This is a genomic window from Mycobacterium sp. (assembly GCF_965229105.1).
GTDB lineage: Bacteria > Actinomycetota > Actinomycetes > Mycobacteriales > Mycobacteriaceae > Mycobacterium.
The window spans coordinates 6030428-6050331 of the sequence record NZ_OZ245858.1 but is presented as its reverse complement, the minus strand read 5'-3'; the positions used below and the strand labels follow the sequence as shown (position 1 = coordinate 6050331).

General features: G+C 65.8%; 20 protein-coding genes. 12 read left to right on the top strand and 8 right to left on the bottom strand.

All coding sequences use genetic code 11. From position 1 onward, the window contains the following. Window positions 1-160 precede the first annotated feature (160 nt). Window positions 161-1570: an FAD-dependent oxidoreductase gene (locus tag ADBZ9O_RS28530; RefSeq protein ID WP_526526629.1), complete on the top strand. Its 1410-nt coding sequence runs from the start codon at window positions 161-163 to the stop codon at window positions 1568-1570. On the opposite strand, the gene fadD8 is transcribed toward ADBZ9O_RS28530, so the two are convergent. Together fadD8 and ADBZ9O_RS28520 are read right to left on the bottom strand one after the other, a co-directional pair. Further along, window positions 1560-3182: a fatty-acid--CoA ligase FadD8 gene (gene fadD8 / locus ADBZ9O_RS28525; protein ID WP_526526627.1), complete on the bottom strand. Its 1623-nt coding sequence runs from the start codon at window positions 3180-3182 to the stop codon at window positions 1560-1562. The genes ADBZ9O_RS28530 and fadD8 overlap by 11 nt on opposite strands. A 65-nt stretch (window positions 3183-3247) precedes the next feature. Then, entirely contained in the window at window positions 3248-3673 is a 426-nt protein-coding gene (locus ADBZ9O_RS28520; protein ID WP_526526626.1) for a YciI family protein, read from the bottom strand. 81 nt (window positions 3674-3754) lie between these two features. On the opposite strand from ADBZ9O_RS28520, the gene ADBZ9O_RS28515 reads away from it, so the two are divergent. Genes ADBZ9O_RS28515 through ADBZ9O_RS28490 form a run of 6 tightly spaced genes read left to right on the top strand, consistent with a single transcriptional unit; the run spans window position 3755 to window position 9485 of the window. Then, window positions 3755-4717, top strand: coding sequence for an o-succinylbenzoate synthase (locus ADBZ9O_RS28515; RefSeq protein ID WP_526526624.1), 963 nt, complete (start codon window positions 3755-3757; stop codon window positions 4715-4717). Between the two features lie 54 nt (window positions 4718-4771). Beyond that, entirely contained in the window at window positions 4772-5740 is a 969-nt protein-coding gene (locus ADBZ9O_RS28510; RefSeq protein ID WP_526526623.1) for a GlxA family transcriptional regulator, read from the top strand. A gap of 13 nt (window positions 5741-5753) precedes the next feature. Continuing rightward, window positions 5754-6479, top strand: coding sequence for a DJ-1/PfpI family protein (locus ADBZ9O_RS28505; protein WP_526526621.1), 726 nt, complete (start codon window positions 5754-5756; stop codon window positions 6477-6479). A gap of 34 nt (window positions 6480-6513) precedes the next feature. Further along, window positions 6514-7302, top strand: a complete 789-nt coding sequence (locus tag ADBZ9O_RS28500) for an alpha/beta fold hydrolase (protein ID WP_526526619.1) — start codon at window positions 6514-6516, stop codon at window positions 7300-7302. Window positions 7303-7314: 12 nt separating this feature from the next. Then, window positions 7315-8955, top strand: coding sequence for a 2-succinyl-5-enolpyruvyl-6-hydroxy-3-cyclohexene-1-carboxylic-acid synthase (gene menD, locus ADBZ9O_RS28495; RefSeq protein ID WP_526526618.1), 1641 nt, complete (start codon window positions 7315-7317; stop codon window positions 8953-8955). 5 nt (window positions 8956-8960) lie between these two features. Beyond that, entirely contained in the window at window positions 8961-9485 is a 525-nt protein-coding gene (locus tag ADBZ9O_RS28490) for a DUF3592 domain-containing protein (protein ID WP_526526617.1), read from the top strand. Here the strand turns inward: ADBZ9O_RS28490 and ADBZ9O_RS28485 are convergent, their stop codons facing one another. Continuing rightward, the gene (locus ADBZ9O_RS28485; RefSeq protein WP_526526616.1) at window positions 9486-10160 is read right to left on the bottom strand and encodes a DsbA family protein; all 675 of its coding nucleotides are present in this window, start codon (window positions 10158-10160) and stop codon (window positions 9486-9488) included. It abuts the gene before it with no gap. 130 nt (window positions 10161-10290) lie between these two features. Here ADBZ9O_RS28485 and ADBZ9O_RS28480 point away from each other — a divergent pair, with 130 nt between their 5' ends. Continuing rightward, entirely contained in the window at window positions 10291-11421 is a 1131-nt protein-coding gene (locus tag ADBZ9O_RS28480; RefSeq protein WP_526526614.1) for a glycosyltransferase family 4 protein, read from the top strand. 76 nt (window positions 11422-11497) lie between these two features. Here ADBZ9O_RS28480 and ADBZ9O_RS28475 read toward each other — a convergent pair whose 3' ends face one another. Continuing rightward, entirely contained in the window at window positions 11498-12310 is an 813-nt protein-coding gene (locus tag ADBZ9O_RS28475; protein ID WP_526533598.1) for an endonuclease domain-containing protein, read from the bottom strand. A gap of 170 nt (window positions 12311-12480) precedes the next feature. After that, a complete protein-coding gene (locus tag ADBZ9O_RS28470) occupies window positions 12481-13305 on the bottom strand; it encodes an SDR family oxidoreductase (RefSeq protein ID WP_526526612.1) in 825 nt (274 codons plus the stop codon). Window positions 13306-13374: 69 nt separating this feature from the next. Here ADBZ9O_RS28470 and ADBZ9O_RS28465 point away from each other — a divergent pair, with 69 nt between their 5' ends. After that, a complete protein-coding gene (locus ADBZ9O_RS28465) occupies window positions 13375-14067 on the top strand; it encodes a demethylmenaquinone methyltransferase (RefSeq protein ID WP_526526610.1) in 693 nt (230 codons plus the stop codon). A gap of 86 nt (window positions 14068-14153) precedes the next feature. Here ADBZ9O_RS28465 and ADBZ9O_RS28460 read toward each other — a convergent pair whose 3' ends face one another. Together ADBZ9O_RS28460 and menJ are read right to left on the bottom strand one after the other, a co-directional pair. Further along, on the bottom strand, window positions 14154-14759 hold the full coding sequence (locus ADBZ9O_RS28460; RefSeq protein WP_526526609.1) for a hypothetical protein: 606 nt from the start codon (window positions 14757-14759) through the stop codon (window positions 14154-14156). 76 nt (window positions 14760-14835) lie between these two features. Continuing rightward, a complete protein-coding gene (gene menJ, locus ADBZ9O_RS28455) occupies window positions 14836-16062 on the bottom strand; it encodes a menaquinone reductase MenJ (protein WP_526533596.1) in 1227 nt (408 codons plus the stop codon). Between the two features lie 63 nt (window positions 16063-16125). Between menJ and grcC1 the strand changes: the two genes are divergently transcribed. From grcC1 to ADBZ9O_RS28440, 3 genes are all read left to right on the top strand, one after another. Next, window positions 16126-17133 carry a nonaprenyl/(2E,6E)-farnesyl/geranylgeranyl diphosphat synthase gene (grcC1, locus tag ADBZ9O_RS28450; protein ID WP_526526608.1) on the top strand — a complete coding sequence of 336 codons (1008 nt, stop codon included), beginning with the start codon at window positions 16126-16128 and terminating at the stop codon, window positions 17131-17133. Between the two features lie 97 nt (window positions 17134-17230). Continuing rightward, a complete protein-coding gene (gene htpX, locus ADBZ9O_RS28445) occupies window positions 17231-18130 on the top strand; it encodes a zinc metalloprotease HtpX (RefSeq protein ID WP_526526607.1) in 900 nt (299 codons plus the stop codon). 49 nt (window positions 18131-18179) lie between these two features. After that, a complete protein-coding gene (locus tag ADBZ9O_RS28440) occupies window positions 18180-18722 on the top strand; it encodes a hypothetical protein (protein ID WP_526526606.1) in 543 nt (180 codons plus the stop codon). 105 nt (window positions 18723-18827) lie between these two features. Here ADBZ9O_RS28440 and ADBZ9O_RS28435 read toward each other — a convergent pair whose 3' ends face one another. After that, entirely contained in the window at window positions 18828-19853 is a 1026-nt protein-coding gene (locus ADBZ9O_RS28435) for an NAD(P)H-dependent glycerol-3-phosphate dehydrogenase (RefSeq protein WP_526526604.1), read from the bottom strand. Window positions 19854-19904: the final 51 nt, after the last annotated feature.

Below are 19904 nucleotides of genomic sequence, written 5' to 3'. Positions count from 1 at the left end.
GCCCCCGACACGCCGCGACGAGTAGGCACTTTGCGACTGCTCGCGATGGGAAATGGGGCCCGTGCCCATCCCGTCCTCCCCCCAAGTGCAGTAGTGCACTACTCACGTGCTGCCCCCCGATGTCGGCGACGCTGTTCGCAGCCGACATTGGGGGATGAGAATGGCACACATTGGCGACCACGCCGTCGTACTCGGGGCAAGCATGGCCGGGATGCTGGCGGCTCGGGTGCTCAGCGATTTCTACCGGACGGTCACGGTGGTGGATCGTGATGTGCTGCCGCCCGACGCCAGCGGGCCGCGCCGCGGGGTGCCGCAGGGCAGGCATGCCCACGCGCTGACTGCCGGCGGTGGCCGGATCGTCGGTGAGCTGTTTCCCGGCCTGCTCGATGAGCTGGTCGCAGCGGGTGCCCCCGTGTTGGATCAGGGTGATTTTTCCGGTATCGACCTGTCGATTCGTGGGCACCGGATCGTCAGGTTCGGGACGTTTCGGGATACGACGTTCGCGGTGTACTCGCCGAGCCGACCACTGCTCGAATGCCATGTGCGACGACGGCTTCGGGCCATTCCCAATGTCACGGTGTGCGACGGCCATGACGTCGCGCGGCTCACCTCGCGGGCACAACCTGACCGCATCGACGGCGCAGTGGTGATGCCCAGGGGTGGCGGCGAGGCGGTGACGCTGACGGCCGATCTGGTGGTCGATGCGACGGGACGGGGCTCGCGCGCTCCGGCGTTCCTGGAACAGCTCGGCTTCGCCCGACCGGTGGAACAGGAAGTCGTTATGCGAGTGGCCTATTCAAGCCAGCTGCTCAAGATGGAGCAAGGGGCCCTGACCGAGCATCTGGTCAATGTCTTCCCGGTGCCCGATCGGCCGCGACTGGCAGCATGTGCGGCCTACGAGGACGACACCAGAATGCTCACCGTGGGTGGGATGCTCGGACTCGACCCGCCAGGCGATTTCCCCGGAATGCTGGACTTCATCGAAGATTTCATGCCGGCGTATGCGATGGACGCACTGCGAACTGCCGAACCGATCTCTGAGGTGGCTCGTTACCGGGTGCCGTCGAGTCGGTGGCGGCGCTACGACACGTTGCGACGAATGCCGAAGGGACTACTGGTCTTCGGAGATGCCGTCTGCAGTTTTGACCCGATCTACGGCCAGGGCATGACGGTGGCCGCGATGGAAGCGATCGCCCTGCGCTACTGCCTGCTGCGCGGCACGACGCAGCTTCCGCGGCGATTCTCGAAGGCCGCGGCCAAGGTGGTGGCGGTCGCCTGGCAGATGGCCGCCGGATCGGATCTCGCGCTTCCCGGCGTGGAGGGGGAGCGAACGACGGCCATCCGGTTGACCAACTGGTTCACCGATCAGGTGTTGGCCGCCGCGGAAACCGATACCGTTGTCGCCGAGAAGTTTCTGCGAACAGCGGGATTCATCGATCCGCCCAGCGCCCTGGTCCATCCGTCGGTGTTGCGGCGCATCTTTTTCCGCCGAGCAGACGCAAACATCCCTCGACACGCCGCGGCGAATGGGACATTTGCGTCTGCTCGCGAGGGAAAAATCAGCCGATAGCCCGGCCCGCACCTTCCCAGAACCGCGCCCGCACCGCCTTCTTATCCGGCTTACCGAGCCCGGTCACCGGCAGCGCGTCGACGATGAACACCTGCTTGGGCACCTGGACCGAACCCTTGCGTTCCTTGACCGCCGCCTGGATCTCGGCAGTCAATGTTGCGACGGCGGTCTCATCGCTGGCGGCATCGGAGCGCAGCACCACCACCGCTGTCACGGTTTCGCCCCACTTGTCGTCGGGACTGCCGACGACGCATACCTGTGCCACCGAAGGATGCTCGGCGACAACATCTTCCACCTCACGCGGGTACACGTTGAAGCCACCGGTGACGATCATGTCCTTGACGCGGTCGACGATGAACCAGTAGCCGTCTTCGTCCTCGCGGGCCATATCGCCGGTGCGCAACCAGCCGTCCTTGAAGGTTTCGGCGGTCTGCTCCGGCAACTGCCAGTAGCCGCCCGAAAGCAGCGGCCCGGAGACGCAGACCTCGCCGACCTCGCCCTGGGGCACCGCATTGCCCTCGGCGTCGAGCAGTTCGCAGCGCGCGAACAGGGTGGGCCGACCACACGAGGTCAACCGCTTTTCGTCATGGTCCTTCTTGCCGAGGTATGAGATGGCCATCGGTGCCTCGGACTGTCCGTAGTTCTGCGCGAAGATCTGTCCGAACCGGTCGATGGCCTCGGCCAGGCGGACCGGGTTGATCGCCGATGCGCCGTAGTAGACCGTTTCCAGCGATGACAGATCGCGGGTGCGTGAATCGGGATGATCCATCAGGGCGTACAGCATCGCAGGCACCACGAATGTGGCGGTGATCTTGTGCTCCTCGATGTACTGCAGAGCCGCGCCCGGGTCGAATTTCGCCATCACATGCATCTCGCCACCCTTGATCAGGGTCGGCAGGAAGTAGGCGGCACCGGCATGCGACAGCGGCGTGAGCATCAGGAATTTCGGGCGCTCAGGCCACTCCCACTCGGCGAGCTGAATGGTGGTCATCGTGGTGGTGGCCTGCGACGTCATCATGACGCCCTTGGGTTTGCCGGTGGTGCCGCCGGTATAGGACAGGCCGTTGACGTGATCGGGTGCCAGATTCGCGGCGGTCAGCGGTCCCGGTTCGTACTTTTCCGCCTCGGCGGTCAGGTCGACGACTGTGCTTTCGGCCGCGGCCGCGGCGCTTGCCAACTCTGGCGGCACCGGACCGATCGTCAGGACCTGCTTGAGGGTGCCCACCTTGCCCAGCAGCCCGATGGCCCGTTCGGTGAACATCGGATTGGGGTCGATGATCAGCGTGGTCGCACCGGAATCCGACAGCACGTAGGCATGGTCGTCGAGTGACCCCAGCGGGTGCAGTGCCAACCTGCGGTACCCCTGGGTTTGCCCGGCGCTGGTGATCATCAGCACCTCGGGGCGGTTCAGCGACAGCAGCCCTGAGGTTTCACCGGAGCCCGCGCCCAGCCCTTCGAACGCCTGGATGTACTGGCTGATCTTGGCGGCCAGCTGACCGCCGGTCAGCGTCGTGTCACCGAGATGCAGAACGGGCTTGTCCTTGTGCCTTTTGAGGGCCCCGATCAGCAGGTGGCCGGAGTGGACGGGATGGCGCAACAGGTCATCACTCATAACCGCCAGACTAGAACGTGTTGCAGTTTCCGTCAGCCAGGTGGGTCGATTCCGGCGTCGGTCCCTTACTTTTTGGCGCCCTCGAGCTGCTCGCGCCACACTTTTTCTTTTTGGACGTACTCGTTGTCCGCCGGGAACTCGTCGAGCGTCGGGACGCGCCGGACCTCCAGCTTCACTCCCGGCCCCAGCGGACATTTCTTGGCCCATTCGGCGGCCTCCTCCTTCGAGGACACCTCCAGCATCCAGAACCCGGTGAAGAGTTCCTTGGCCTCGGCGTACGGTCCGTCGGTCACCACCGGCGGGTCGGTGCTGAAGTCGACGACGAAGCCGCCGTCCTCGGGCGGGGCCAGTCCCTCGCCGGAGAGGATCACCCCCGCATTCATCAGTTCCTCGTTATAGCGGCCCATCGCGTCGATGATCTCGTCGAACGGGATGTCCTTCGATGCTTCCTCGGCTTCGGGCGTGGTTCGCATGATCAGCATGTAGCGCATTGAGCTCTCCTTGTCGTTTCGTCCTATAGACCTCGAATGGCCGCGGAACTCATCGACACCGTGGCGAACTAACATCGGCCTATGCGGCCGGCGCTGGACGACATCCTGGACCGAAGCCACGTCGTCGCCCTGCCCATGCGGGTGCGGTTCCGCGGTATCACCGTCCGCGAGGTGGCCCTGATCGACGGGCCGGCAGGCTGGGGTGAGTTCGGCGCGTTCCTGGAATACGACCACGTCGAGGCCGCGCACTGGCTGGCGTCGGCGATTGAATCGGCCTACCGCGAACCTCCGCCGACCGTGCGCGCCACCATCCCGATCAACGCGACGGTGCCCGCCGTCACTGCCGACCAGGTGCCCGATGTGCTGGCCCGCTTTCCCGGTGCCCGGACCGCGAAAGTGAAGGTCGCCGAGCCCGGACAGTCGCTGGCCGACGATGTCGCCAGGGTGAGCGCGGTGCGGGCGTTGATCCCGACGGTGCGGGTCGACGCCAACGGAGGCTGGAACGTGGAGGAGGCGGTGACGGCGGCTCATGCGCTGACCGCCGACGGCCCGCTGGAGTATCTGGAACAACCCTGCGCGACGGTCCCCGAACTCGCCGAGGTGCGGCGCCGCATCGATACGCCGGTGGCCGCCGATGAGAGCATCCGCAAGGCTGACGATCCGCTGCGCGTCGCCCACGCCGGGGCCGCTGATGTCGCGGTACTCAAAGTTGCTCCGCTGGGCGGTATTTCGAAGATGCTGGCAATCGCCGAGCAGATCAACCTGCCCATCGTGGTGTCCAGCGCGCTCGATTCGGCGGTCGGCATCGGGGTCGGGCTGACGGCCGCGGGCGCGCTGCCGACGTTGCGGTATGCCTGCGGGCTCGGTACCGGCCGGCTGTTCGTCGAAGACGTCGCGGAGATCGCCGCACCCGTCGACGGTCACCTCCCGGTCGGACCCGTCACGCCGGACCCGGCGCGACTGGCGGCGCTGCAGGTAACCGGTGCCCGCCGCGACTGGTGGATTCACCGGATCCGCGCCTGTTACGCCGCGGGCATGTCCTGATCTGTGGGGTATCCGGCGTAGACGCCATCGCGTCCAGGGGTGACGATGGCAGGCATGACGCGATCGGTGGTGCTACTGGGCTTCGCGGGCATCCAGGCACTCGACCTGGTGGGTCCGTTCGAAGTGTTCACCGCGGCCACGCTCAAGCTGGCCGCCTCTGGGCGGGCTGACGCCGGATACGACGTGACCGTGGTCTCGGCGGGTGGCGCGCAGTTCTCGACCGGGACCGGTCTTGCGTTCGGGGCGGCTCCGCTGCCCGATCCGACGGTGCCGCTCGACACCCTCGTGCTGCCCGGCGGGCGCGGTACCGACGCGGTGCGTGCCGACCCCGAGCTGATGGGTTGGATCCGGACCATCAGCGGCAACGCGCGACGGGTGGTCAGCGTCTGCACCGGTGCCTTCCTCGCCGCCGAAGCCGGTCTGCTCGACGGGTGCCGCGCCACCACACACTGGGCGTACGCCGATCGCCTCGCCGCCGAATTCCCCACCATCGAGGTCGATCCGGACCCGATCTTCCTGCGCAGTTCGGAGTCGGTGTGGACCGCCGCCGGGGTCACCTCCGGTATCGACGTGGCGCTCGCGCTGGTCGAGGACGACCACGGTCACGACGTCGCGCAGTCGGTCGCCCGCTGGCTGGTGCTCTACTTGCGTAGGCCGGGCGGTCAGACACAATTCGCTGCGCCGGTGTGGATGCCGCGGGCCAAACGGGCACCGATCCGCGAGGTGCAGGAAGCTATCGAAGCGCAACCTGGTGCAGCGCATTATATTTCGGATATGGCCCGCCGTGCGGCGATGAGTCCGCGGCATTTCACCCGGGTGTTCACCGACGAGGTCGGCGAGGCGCCCGGCGCCTACGTCGAGCGGATCCGCACCGAAGCCGCCCGCCGACAGCTCGAAGAAACCGATGACACCGTCGCCGTCATCGCCAGCCGTTGTGGATTTGGTACTGCAGAAACCATGCGCCGCAACTTCATTCGTCGAGTCGGGGTATCGCCCGACCGTTACCGCAACGCTTTTGCCTGAGTAGGGAATCGACATGACCCAGATCGCCATCGTCATCTATCCGGGATTCACCGCCCTGGACTTCATTGGACCGTATGAGGTGCTGCACAACCTGCCTGACACCGATATCCGGTTTGTCTGGCACGAATCCGGTCCTATCACAGCCGATTCGGGGGTGCTCGTCATCGGTGCGACGCACTCGTTCGACGAGACGCCTGCCCCGGATGTGCTGCTGGTCCCCGGTGGGATGACCACCTTCGAGCATGCGCGCGACGAGGTCTTGTTGGACTGGGTGCGCCAAGCGCACGAGAGTGCCACCTGGACGGCGTCGGTGTGTTCAGGATCGGTGATCCTGGCGGCCGCGGGCCTGCTCACGGGCAAGCGCGCCACCTCCCACTGGATGGCGGTGCCGACCCTGAAGGCGTTCGGAGTCATCCCGGTCGGTGACGAGCGGATCGTTCAGCAGGGCAATACCGTCACCGCCGCAGGAGTGTCGGCGGGTATCGACCTCGGATTGTGGCTCGCCGGTCAGTTGGGCGGTGAAGCCCGCGCCAGGGCAGTCCAGCTCGCCATCGAGTACGACCCCCAACCGCCCTTCGATTCCGGGCATCTGTCGAAGGCCTCGTTGGCGACGAAGGCGGCCGCCACCGCCCTGCTGTCGAAAGAACTGCTGACGCCGGCCGGGCTCAAGACCAGCACCCTGCTGTTATGGGATCAGGCCATCAAAACCGTGCGGCGTCGGCGGGTGAATCGCCGCTGACCGCGCCGAAGTCGCGCTTAGGTAGGTTGTCCGGGTGACGGATCTGGCCTACGACGACCGCGGTAGCGGCGACCCGGTGCTGTTCATCGCCGGCCTCGGGGGAGCCGGACGTACCTGGCACCTGCATCAGGCCCCGATTTTCCAGAAGGCCGGATACCGGGTGATCACGTTCGACAACCGCGGGATCGGTGCCACCGAGAAGGAAGTCGGTTTCAACACCGCGACGATGGTCGCCGACACCGCGGCACTGATCGAGGAGTTGGTCGGCGGGCCGGTGCGCCTGGTCTCAGTGTCGATGGGCTCATTTATCGCGCAGGAGCTGATGCTCGCCCGCCCGGAGCTGGTCAGCCAGGCGGTGTTGTTGGCGACCCGCGGCCGCCTCGACCGTACCCGCGCATTCTTCAATTTCGCCGAGGCCACCCGGCTTGATTCCCGCACCCAGCTCACACCCGAGTACCAGGCCAAGATCCGGATGATGGAGAGCTTCTCGCCGAAGACCCTCAACGACGACCGGGCGGCCGGGGAGTGGATCGAGATGTTCACCCTGTGGCCGAACAAACCCACCCCTGGCACCAGGACGCAGCTCAGCGTCGCGCCGACCACCAACCGGCTGTCTGCTTACCGGAGTATTACCAACGAGACTCTGGTGGTCGGATTCGCCGACGACGTCGTCACCCCGCCCTACCTGGGTGCGGAGGTCGCCGATGCCCTGCCAAACGCCCGCTACGTGGAGATTCCGGACACCGGACACCTCGGTTTCATCGAGCGGCCGGAGATCGTCAATGCCGAGATCCTGGGATTCTTCGGCAACACCGCTATATGACACCCTGTAAACATGAACCCATCGACGGCACAGGCGCGCATCGTCGTCGACGAACTGATCCGCGGCGGCGTCCGCGACGTGGTGTTATGCCCCGGTTCGCGGAATGCGCCGTTGGCGTTCGCGCTGGCTGACGCCGACCGGGCCGGCCGGCTGCGCCTGCACGTCCGCATCGACGAGCGCACCGCCGGTTATCTGGCGATCGGGCTGGCCACCGGTGCCGAGATGCGCCCGGTATGTATCGCCATGACCTCAGGCACCGCTGTGGCGAACCTCGGACCTGCCGTCGTGGAGGCCAACTACGCGCGGGTGCCGTTGATCGTGCTCAGCGCCAACCGTCCCTACGAGCTGCTCGGCACCGGCGCCAACCAGACCATGGAACAGCTCGGATTCTTCGGCAATCAGGTCCGCGAAACCATCAGCCTCGGGCTTGCCGAAGGCTCACCGGAACGGATGGACGCACTCGCCGCGCAGTGGCGTTCGGCGACGTGCCGGGTGCTCGTCGCCGCGACGGGAGCCCGCACCGCCAACGCCGGCCCGGTGCAGTTCGACATCCCGCTGCGTGAGCCGCTGGTACCGGACCGCGATCAAAGCCACGACGCGCTGTTGCCACCTGGCCGCCCCGACGGCAGGCCGTGGACGTATACGCCGCCGGTGACATTCGACCAGCCGGTGGATATCGACTTGACGCCGGACACCGTCGTCGTTGCCGGGCACGGTGCCGGTGTGCATCCCAACCTGGCCGCGCTGCCCACGGTCGCCGAACCAACCGCGCCGGTAGCCGCCAATCCGCTGCACCCGCTGGCCCTGCCGCTATTGCGGCCACAGCAGGTGATCATGGTCGGCAGGCCCACATTGCACCGCCCGGTGTCCACGCTGCTGGCCGACCCGTCGGTGCCGGTCATCGCGCTGACCACCGGACCGCGCTGGCCCGATGTGTCGGGCAATTCCCAGGCCACCGGCACCAGAGCGGTGACAACGGGTGCGCCCGACGCCGCCTGGCTCCGCCGCTGCGCGGAAGTCAACGGTGCTGCCCTGCGTGCGGTGCACGGCCAGCTCGATACCCATGCGCTGACCACCGGCCTGCACGTGGCCGCCGTGGTGGCCGACGCACTGCGCGAGGGTGATCAGCTGGTGCTCGGCGCGTCCAACCCGGTTCGCGATATCGCGCTGGTCGGGTTGGCTGCCTCGGGGGTGAAAGTGCGCTCCAACCGCGGTGTTGCCGGAATCGACGGCACGGTCTCCACGATCATCGGGGCGGCGCTCGCCCATGACCGAACCGGTGGCCGGACGGTGGCCCTGATCGGGGATATGACCTTCGTGCACGACAGCTCGGGTCTGCTGATCGGCCCGACGGAGCCGATCCCGAAGCAACTGACGATCGTGGTCTCCAATGACAACGGCGGCGGCATCTTCGAGCTGCTGGAACAGGGCGATCCGCGGTTCTCCGACGTGTCCGCGCGGGTGTTCGGCACCCCGCATGACGTGGACGTCGGTGCGTTGTGCCGCGCGTATCACGTCGAGAGCCGCCAGATCGAAGCCGTCGATCTGCGCGCCGCGCTCGACGAACCGTTCACCGGTATGCGGGTCCTCGAGGTGAAGGCGGACCGGTCCTCGTTGCGGCAGCTGCACGCCTCGATCAAGGCCTCGCTGTAAACGTCATGGCATCGGCGACGGACAGAATTCCCGCGTTGGGAGCGGTGAAAGCGTTGTGGCGCACACTGATTCACGGACCGGGTGGTGAAACCTCGCATACCAAGGCGGGCCGGTTGATCCGGTTTGCCAGGATCGGGGTGCTGATCCTGGTGACACTGGTGACGCTGCAGTCGCTTCTGTTGGTCGCCGGCGCCGTGCGCAACGATCTGGCTATCGGGAGCAATATGGGGGTGGCCCCGGCCGAAGTGCTCAGTGCCGGACCGCGTCGGTCCACCGTCGAGTTCGTCACCCCGGACCGGGTGACCTACCGGCCCGAACTGGGTGTGCTGTATCCATCCGAATTAGCTACGGGGATGCGGATTTACGTCGAATACGACACGACCAACCCCGACCTGGTCCGGGTTGCGCACCGCAATGCCGCATTGGCGATCGTGCCCGCGGGGTCGATCGCCGTTGTCGGTTGGTTGATCGCGGCGGCGGCGCTGATCGGGCTGGCGCTACTGGAGAAACGGTCGGAGCGCCCGAGCTGATCAGCTGGTCTTCAACAGCTTTTCCAGCCAGGCGTCATCGCTGATATCGACAGTTTCCTTGGCGGTCAGGTTGTACACCACCGGTGTGCCCGGGCTCGTGGGACTCTGCTCGCTGAGCAGGTTTGCGTTCTCCGACGCCAAATCGTCGGTGTCGACTGCCGAGTCACCGTCTGCGATGCGCGTGGTGATCTCTTCGGACAAACCGCTGTCGCGGGCGATATCGGCGAAGTCCTCGTCGGTGTAATCGAGGAAGGACAACTCCTGATTGGCCCACAACTCTTCGACGAAGTTCTGGAACGTCGCCGCCGGGGTCGACGGCTCGACCGCCAGGAACAGGGCGTTGCTGACGACGGCGGAGTAGTCGATTTCGTATTCGTCGTCGAGGAATGTCATGGGCCGGTAGGTGACCGCGATCTGGCCGGATTCGATGTGACGCTTGATATCTTCGCCGGCGGTGGCCTGCAGGTGGGCGCAGTGCGTGCATTGCGGTTCGGTGAAGATCTCCAATTGCACCGGAGCATCGGCGAAACCCGCGACGATGCCGAACCCGTCGGAGCTGAGCGCGACGCCGGCCTTGTGCGGGTCCGGTTGGGCGACGCCGTCGATCTGGCGACTGCAGGCGGTGGGCGCGAGCAGTATCACCGCGACTGTCAGTGTGCTCCAGGCCCTGCGCACGTCAACCCCTTCGTTCCAGCGGAACTATCCGTTAGCAACAGTAATTCCAAACCCGTGAGATGGGGTGGTCTTCGCGTGTCGTCTGCCTCGACGCAACCTCTAGGAAACACGCAACTGTCACGCTCATGGCGTGCGCGTTGCAATTGTCGCCGAGAGTTTTCTCCCGAACGTCAACGGCGTCACCAACTCGGTGCTGCGGGTGCTGGAGCATCTTCGCAGCACCGGCCATGAGGCATTGGTGATCGCACCGGATACGCCGCGCGGCGAGCCAGCAGCCGAGCGGATCTACGACGGTATCCGGGTACACCGGGTGCCGTCACATATCTTCCCTAAAGTGACGTCGCTGCCACTGGGAGTGCCGCTGCCCCGTATTGTGGGCGTGCTGCGCGGATTCGACCCGGACGTAGTGCATTTGGCGTCGCCGGCACTGTTGGGCTATGGGGGATTGCAAGCGGCGCGCTATCTCGATATTCCGACGGTGGCGGTATTTCAAACCGATGTCGCGGGTTTCGCGGCCAGCTATGGAATGGGGATGGCCTCGCGCGCGGCCTGGGCCTGGACCAGGCATCTGCACACCCGCGCCGACCGCACCCTGGCGCCGTCCACCGCGGCGATGGAAGACCTTGCGGCCCATCGCATTCCCCGGGTACATAAGTGGGCCCGGGGTGTCGATATCGCGGGCTTCGTGCCGTCGGCGCGCAATACCGAATTGCGCGCGCAGTGGTCACCGCAGGGTAAGCCGATCATCGGGTTCGTCGGGCGGTTGGCTCCGGAGAAGCATGTCGAACGGTTTGCCGCATTGGCCGACCGTGATGATCTGCAACTGGTCATCGTCGGCGACGGCGTCGATCGTCACAAGCTCCAAAAAACCTTACCCTCAGCAGTTTTCACCGGCGCGCTCTATGGTGCCGAGCTGGCCACCGCGTACGCCAGCATGGATGTTTTCGTTCACCCCGGTGAGCACGAGACGTTCTGCCAGACCGTCCAGGAGGCGATGGCTTCGGGTGTTCCCGTCATCGCCCCCAATGCCGGCGGCCCACGCGATCTGGTGGTGCCGTGGCGCACCGGGCTGTTACTCGATGTGCCCGAATTCGAGGCCCGACTGGGCGAGGGTATCGACCACCTACTCGCCGAGCGGCCCCGGTACTCCCAGTTCGCTCGCCGCAGCGTGTTGAGTAGGACCTGGCCGTCGATCTGCGATCAACTGCTGACGCATTACGAGGCTGTGCTGCCCGCGGCCGCCCGCACCCAGGCGGCGTAGATCGGCCCAGCCGCCGACTGTGCAGGAAGTCGTCGAGAATATGGCGAAATAGCCACGGAAACCTACACATTCGGCGTCAGAGTGGGCAACCTGCCATGAGCAGTTTGGCCCGGACCCGGTCGAGGATGACGTGCGGTCGGGACATCATCTGCGCGCTGACGCGGATTACGACCCAACCCAACGACTCGAGTATCGCGATCCGCTCGATATCCCATGCTCGACGCTTGGGGTCGGTCCAATGCTGTACGCCGTCGTATTCGACCGCCACCTTCCACTCTCGCCAGCCGATGTCGACCCGGATGAACGCCTCGCCGAAGTCGTCGAAAAACTCGATCTGGGTCTGTGGTTTCGGCAACCCCCCGTCGATCAGGATCAGACGTAGCCGACTCTCCTGCGGCGATTCCGCGCCACCGTCCACCAACTCCATCGTTGCGCGCAGCCGTCGTACCCCGCGGACACCCGATTTGGCCTCAGCCAGCGCGATAACGTCCTCAGTTTTGATTCTGGTCGCTCTGACCAGCGCATCCAAGACCGGAACGGCCGCGGGCGCAGGCAGTGTCCTGCCGATATCGAACGCGGTGCGCGACGGTGTGGTCACGTGCATACCCCGCCTTCGGCACGTGTCGTCCGGCGCGAGGTGGTAGGAGCGCACGACGATACCTCGCGGACTGTGGCGGTTATCTCGCACGAGTTCGGCGGAACGATCGTCATCGAGCCATTTCGTGCCCAACACCGCGGCCGCAGACATGCCGGTCAGTACACAGTCCCCGCCCGCCCACAGCCATGCGGCACGCGCTCGGTCAGTGGCAGTGAGCGTCACTTCATTGGCGACATAGACGTCCCGGTAGACCGCGCGGTAGCGCTTCCGCAGCTGATAGTCGGTGAGCATGCCCGCGCGGACCGCCTGGCCGCCGCGAAAAATGTGGTTGTCCACGGCCGAACTGTGCCGGTTGCGACGGAAAGGCTCATACCGTCATCCACAGCTACGCCGACTGTGCGGGTAGCCGTCGAGGATGCGGCGATCCTTCGACGGAATCCTGCACAGTCGGCGCGAAGAACTCAGCCCTGCGCTTCCAACGCGACCGGCTGCCACTCTTCCCACGTTTTGAGTCGACTCTCGTAGTCGGCCTTCGCGATCTTCAGCGGCAACTCGCCGAAGAACACTCGCAGCGGCGGCTTTTCGGCGTCGACGACCTTCAGCAGGGCGGCCGCCGAGGCCTGCGGGTCACCGGGCTTCGAGAAACGCTGATCGCGGGCCTTGGCCGCTACGGCCTTCGCTTCCTCGTAGGCGGGCAGTTCGGTGGCGCGCTTGGCTGACGAGCCGCTCCAGTCGGTGGAGAAGCCGCCGGGTTCGACCAGCGTGACGTGAATACCGAACGATTCGACCTCAGCAGCGAGTGCCTGCGAAAAGCCCTCAAGTGCCCACTTGGACGCGTTGTAGATGCCGACGTTCGCGAACGCGCTGATACCGCCGATCGACGACACCTGGATGACGTGCCCGCTGCGCTGCTCGCGGAGGTACGGCAGGACGGCCTGAGTGACCCAGAGCGCCCCGAACACGTTGGTTTCGATCTGCCCGCGAGCGTCCGCCTCGGAGAGCTCCTCGATGAAGCCGAACTGGCCGTAACCGGCATTGTTCACGACGATGTCGAGACGCCCGAATTTATCGTGGGCGGCCTTGACGGCGGCGAAGTCTGCGGCGCGGTCGTTGACGTCGAGAGCCAGTGGCAGCAGGGCGTCCCCGTATTTCTGCGCCAGGTCGTCCAGTGTCGAGGTGTCCCGCGCGGTGGCGGCGACCTTATCGCCGCGGTCCAGAGCCGCGATCGCCCATTCGCGCCCGAAACCGCGGGAAGCGCCGGTGATGAACCACACTTTTTCAGTCATGGGCCTTTGCAACGTCGTCACGGGCTGGCCATTCCCGTATTGCCGAACTTCACAGGTACCGTCGCTTCCGTGAGCCGCGCGACCCTGGACAAAGACCCGCACGAGGTGGCATCGATGTTCGACGCCGTCGCCCGCCGCTATGACCTGACCAATACGGTGCTGTCGCTGGGCCAGGATCGCTACTGGCGCCGCGCCACCCGGGCCGCCCTGCAGATCGAACCCGGTGACGCCGTGCTCGACCTGGCGGCGGGAACGGCGGTGTCGACCGTCGAGCTGGGCCGGTCGGGAGCCTGGTGTGTGGCCTGTGACTTCTCGGTCGGCATGTTGTCGGCCGGCGCCGAGCGCCCGGTGCCCAAGGTGGCCGGGGACGCCACCAAACTGCCGTTCGACGACGAGGTCTTCGATGCGGTCACGATCAGCCTAGGGCTGCGCAACGTAGTCGACCACAGCGAAGGCCTGCGCGAGATGGCGCGGGTGACCAAACCCGGCGGGCGGTTGGTGGTGTGCGAATTCTCCACCCCGACGGTGCCGGTGTTCAGCACGGTCTACAAGGAGTACCTGATGCGGGCGCTGCCGACCGTGGCACGCGCCGTGTCCAGTAACCCCGAGGCCTACGTCTATCTGGCCGAGTCCATCCGGGCCTGGCCGGACCAGCCGACGTTGGCCCGCCAGATCGCCGCCGCCGGCTGGTCAGCAGTGCGCTGGCGCAACCTGACCGGCGGCATCGTGGCGTTGCACGCGGCGACGAAAAAAGCCCGCTAAGGCCCCACATACTGATCTGGACCGTCATCAATTGATGACGGTCCAGCGTCGATGGCCCGCCGCGGCAGGCAATCAGATGGAGCGGGTTAGTTCTCGCACTCGTCGCAGCGCCCGCTCTTGGGCACCTGGACGTTGCAGATGGCACACAACACCGGCGGGATCTCTTCGCGACGCTTGGCCGCGGCGACATCGCGTACCCGGGCGACCTTCTTGGTCAGGGCCGGCCGGCCGCCGCCGCGCGGAATGGTGGCGCCGTAGAACTCGTAGCACTCGAGCCGGGCCTGCGCGGCGTGCAGCTGAAGATCGTCGGGCAACGGAGTGCCCGCCAACTCCAGGACGTAGCCGTATCCGTCGCCGACCGTCTCGTCAGCGGTTTTGACGGCCAACGAGGTCAGCTGACGCTCATCGTCGGCCTGGCAGCGCTCGGCGACCGTATCGAGAACCTTGCCGACCCAGTTACGGGTGAGGAGGCGCGTCGAGATGCCGGACTGCGCCTGCACCTTCTCTGCCAGAGCGCTGTAGGTGATGTAGTCGCCATAGCGGCCGGCTGTCTCGCGAAGCACGTCATAGGCCACTTTCGCCCATTCGACCCTGGCGTCCGCGAACGAGACTTCCGTTCCATCCGCCGTCCATGCGGCGGGTTTAGCAGGAGCGGCAGTCTTCGTTTCGGTCTTTATTTCCGTCGAGGTCATCCTTCGATGGTATGCCCGCACCACGAATTTGGCCGCATCCTGCATACCCACTGCCCGCGCGCGGAAGCAGCGTACGTCACTCGAAGGGTTTTCGGCGGTCAATTAATCGCGATCCGGCTCCGGCTGTGCGCCAGACCCTGGCGATCCAGTCGGCGTCATCGTCGGTGACCAGATTGCCCATCACCCGAACTGCGATCCCCATCAACACGTGAGAGCGCATCGCCAGCGGGCCCGTCATGGGCAGGAACCGCGGGATGGTCAACAACAACGCCAACCGTCGGGCCACCGAAAAGCCTCGGGCGTAATGCGATTGCAGCAGCGCGGGCCAGGCTTGGGACAGGTCGGCGAAAGCAGAGCCCGAATCCAGCAATTCCGCGGCCAAGCGGCCCGTCTCCAACCCGTAGTCGATGCCCTCGCCGTTGAGCGGGTTCACACACGCTGCGGCGTCGCCGATCAGCATCCAGTTGGGCCCCGCCACCCCCGAGACCGCACCGCCCATCGGCAGCAGGGCCGACGCCACCGCGCGCAGTTCGCCGTCGAATTCCCAGTCCGCCCGCCGCAGGTCGGTGTAATGCCTGATCAACGGGCGTAGGGCGGCATCGGCCGGACGTTTGGCCGTCGCGAGTGCGCCGACCCCGATATTCACCTCGCCGTTGCCCAGCGGGAAGATCCAGCCATAGCCAGGCAATACCGCGCCGTCCGCCGAACGCAATTCCAGATCCGAGCTGATCCACGGCTCGTCGGTGCGGGGTGAGCCGATATAAGCCCTGGCTGCCACGCCGTACACGGTCTGCTGGTGCCACTGCCTGCCGAGCTCGCGACCCAGCGGGGAGCGGGCGCCGTCGGCGACGATCAGCGACCGGCACGTCACCCGGGTCCCGTCGGCGAGCATGACGGCCGTCACCCGGGCTTGTGAATCACGTTCGACGGCAACCGCTTTGACGCCCAGCCGCATGGTGGCACCGGCGGTTTCCGCGACCTGACGGATCCGTTCGTCGAGTTCGGTGCGCGGCACCGCTGAACTGGTGGGGGGAAATGACGGTCCCGGCCATGGCACCTCAACTGCCGCGCCGAACCCCGTCATCCGCAACCCGTGGTGCCGGATATGACCATCGAGCCATGGGCCGAGGCCCAGCAATTGCAGTTCGGCGATCGCGCGCGGGGTCAGGCCGTCGCCGCAGGCCTTATCCCGCGGAAAGGTCGCCGAATCGATGACCAGTACCTGATGGCCGGAGCGGGCGGCCCATGCGGCGGCCGCCGACCCGGCCGGTCCGGCCCCGACGACCACCACGTCGGTGGTCAGGCCCTCCGGTCGACCGTCAGTGGTCGCGGCGTCGCTGTTCACAGCTCCCAGTATGTTGGACCAATGAGGACACCGGCGAGCGTGGTCGCGGGGGTGGATTTCGGCGATGCCGAATTGGCCCAGAACGTTCGCGACGGGGTGGCGCGTATCGAGGCGCTGATGGAAGACGAGCTGGGCAAAGCCGACGAGCTGATGGCCGAGGCGGTGCAGCATCTGTTCCGCGCCGGCGGTAAGCGGTTCCGGCCGCTGTTCACGGTGCTCTCGGCGTCGATGGGCCCCGAGCCGGATGCCTGGCAGGTTTCTGTTGCCGGCGCCGTCATCGAGATGGTGCACCTGGCGACGCTGTACCACGACGATGTGATGGACGAAGCGCAGGTGCGCCGCGGTGCGGCCAGTGCGAATGCGCGCTGGAGCAACAACATTGCCATCCTGGCCGGTGACTATCTGTTCGCGACAGCGTCGCGACTGGTGTCTCGCCTGGGCCCCGAAGCGGTGCTGATCATCGCCGATACGTTCGCGCAGCTGGTGACGGGCCAAATGCGGGAGACCCGCGGCGGTGCCGAGGGTGTCGATTCCGTCGAGCATTACCTCAAGGTTGTCTACGAGAAGACCGCGTGCCTGATCGCGGCCTCGGGCCGGTTCGGTGCGACGTTCTCCGGTGCGGACGACCAGCAGATCGAGCGGTTATCGCGCCTTGGGGGCATCGTCGGGACGGCGTTCCAGATTTCCGACGACATCATCGATATCGACAGCGATCCCGACGAGTCAGGAAAATTGCCGGGCACCGACCTGCGTGAGGGTGTGCACACCCTGCCGGTGCTGTATGCCCTGCGCGATACCGGGCCCGACGCGGACCGTCTACGCGAGCTGCTGGCCGGTCCGGTCGAGGACGACGCGCTGGTCGCCGAGGCGTTGGGCCTGCTCCGTGCGTCGGCGGGCATGGTCAAGGCCAAGGAGACGGTGCGGGGTTATGCCGAGCAGGCGCGCCTGGAGCTGGACCAACTGCCCGACGTGGCTGGGCGACGGGCGATGGCTTCGCTGGTGGATTACACGGTGAACCGCCACGGCTAGTGACGAGACATATGCCACCAGGCACGAGTCGCGGAACCCAATGGCGGTGCTCTGTCGTTTAATCAGCTGACACTTGAATTGTTGTAGGAGGACGCTGATGACCTGGCACCCCGCGGGTAACCGGATCAAGACTTTCGTGCTGCTGATCGGCTTCACGGCGCTCATCGCGTTCATCGGCGCGCTGTTCGCCTCGGCGACTGGTAACACCGTCTGGATCTGGGGTGCACTGGTCTTCGCGATCGGGATGAACTTCTACACCTATTTCAACAGCGACAAGCTCGCGCTGCGGGCCATGCATGCGCAGCCCGTCACCGAGGTGCAGGCGCCGGTGATGTACAAGATCGTGCGCGAATTGGCCACTACCGCACACCAGCCCATGCCGCGGTTGTATATCTCCGATACCGCAAACCCCAATGCCTTTGCCACCGGCCGAAATCCGCGCAATGCAGCCGTGTGCTGCACCACCGGGATTCTCAACATCCTCAGCGAGCGCGAGTTGCGTGCCGTTCTGGCGCACGAGCTTTCGCATGTGTACAACCGCGACATCCTGATCTCGTGTGTCGCCGGTGCGATGGCGTCGGTGATCACGGCGCTGGCCAATATTGCGTTCTTCGCGAGCATGTTTGGCGGAAATAACCGCCAGGGCGGTGGCAGCAATTTCTTGGTGCTGCTGCTCGTTCAGCTGCTGGGTCCTATTGCGGCGACGGTGGTGCGATTGGCGGTGTCACGGTCGCGGGAGTACCAGGCGGACCAGTCCGGGGCCGAATTGTCCGGTGACCCGTTGGGTTTGGCGTCGGCACTGCGCAAGATTTCCGGTGGTGTCGAGGTGGCCCCGTTACCGCCGGAACCCAAGCTCGCCGACCAGGCGCACCTGATGATCGCCAGCCCGTTCCGCGCCGGGGAGAAAATCGGCAAGCTGTTCTCGACGCATCCGCCGATAGCCGACCGGATCGCGCGGCTGGAAGATATGGCCGGCCGGGGTCCCGGCCACTACTGAGCCCCGGGTACTTGATGCGCAAATCGACAACACCCCCTAGTCTGGTCCCGTGCTGAGCAGAATTCTGATCGGCGCGGTCAGCGTTGCGGGGGCAGCGATAGTCGGTTTGCCGGGGACAGCCTGGGCCGATCCTGAACCGGCGCCGCCACCCCCGCCCCCGAACGTCAATGCCCTGCCGCCGGTCAGTCCGGTGGATTATGCGGTGATGGGCGATCGCTACTACGCCTTCAGTACCCCCGACGGTCTGACGTGCGCGTTCGAGCGCGGCAACGGCGGTTACGGCTGCAGCGGGCCCATTCCCGCAGCGCCGGGCGGCGCCAACGTCGTCAGCGGTGGACCCTGGGGCGAACCTGGGTTCGCCAGCGCCGCTACGCCGATCTTCGGATCGCTCGGACCGGTCAAGCCGCTGCCGGCGAACACCCGGCTCAGCTTCCGCAGCGTCAGCTGTGGCGTCGACGGCTCAGGCACGACCACCTGCTCCAATTCGTCGGATCAGTCCGGTTTCGTGCTGACCCCAGCGGGCAGCTTCACCTTTGGTGGCGTCAATCCGTTGGTGGATCGCCCGCAGGGCACCAACCCGTTCGCCAACTGATCTTCCTCCCGCACCTTTTCCCCGCGAGCAGACGTAAACGGGTACAAAATCCGCCGATTTAGTACCCGTTTGTGTCTGCTCGGCGGAGAAAAGAAGGGCGCGGCTCTAGAAACCCGAGCCGTACACTTCGTGGCCGGGCTTCTCGGCGGCCAGTCCGCGGTAGGCATCCTCGACGGTCGCCCCGTGGTTGATCACGCCGTCGACTTCACGTGCGATCGGCATAGTCAGGTTGTATTTGTCGGCGAATTCCATGATCACGCTGGCGGCCTTGACGCCCTCGGCGACCTGGTTCATCGACTCGATGATCTCGTTGATCGGTTTGCCTGCGCCGAGTTGTTCGCCGACGTGCCGGTTGCGGCTGCGCTGGCTGGTGCAGGTGACGATCAGGTCACCCATGCCTGCCAGGCCCGCGAAGGTGTCGCGGTGTCCGCCCATCGCCTCACCCATCTTGGACATTTCGCGTACCGCCCTGGCCATCACCATCGCGCGGGTGTTCTCGCCGATGCCCAATGAGTAGCCCATGCCGACGGCGATCGCGTACACGTTCTTCAGGGCGCCGGCCATCTCGACCCCGCAGACATCGTCGGTGGTGTACGTGCGGAATCGCTTGGTGCGGAACAGTTGTCCGAGGTTTGCGGCCAGATGCTGGTCCGGCATCGCCAGGACGGCGGCGGCGGCGTAACCGTCGGCCACTTCCCGCGCGATGTTCGGCCCGGCCAGGATTCCGGCCGGGTGGCCCGGGAGTACCTCATCGACGATCTGTGACATCCGGTAATTGGTGCCCTGCTCAAGGCCTTTCACCAGCGATACCACCGGAACCCACGGGCGGAGTTCTTTGGCGAGTTCGGTCAGTACCCCGCGAAATCCGTGCGATGGCACGCCCATGACGATGACGTCAGCGCAGTTGGCGGCTTCGGAGAAATCGGTGGTGGCACGGAGTTTCTCGGGGAGGCTGACATCGTCGCCGAGATAGCGGCTGTTGCGATGGTTGTCGTTGATATCCGCGGCGGTGTCCTCCGAGCGCACCCACTGCAGGGTGGGACTTGTCCGTGCGCAGATCGATGCGACGGTGGTGCCCCAGGAGCCGCCTCCCAGGACGACGACGTGCGGTTCGCGTTGAGCAGGTGCCATGCCGGTTAGCGTATTGCTGGGAGCGGCTCGATTTCACCGAACTCGGCGAAC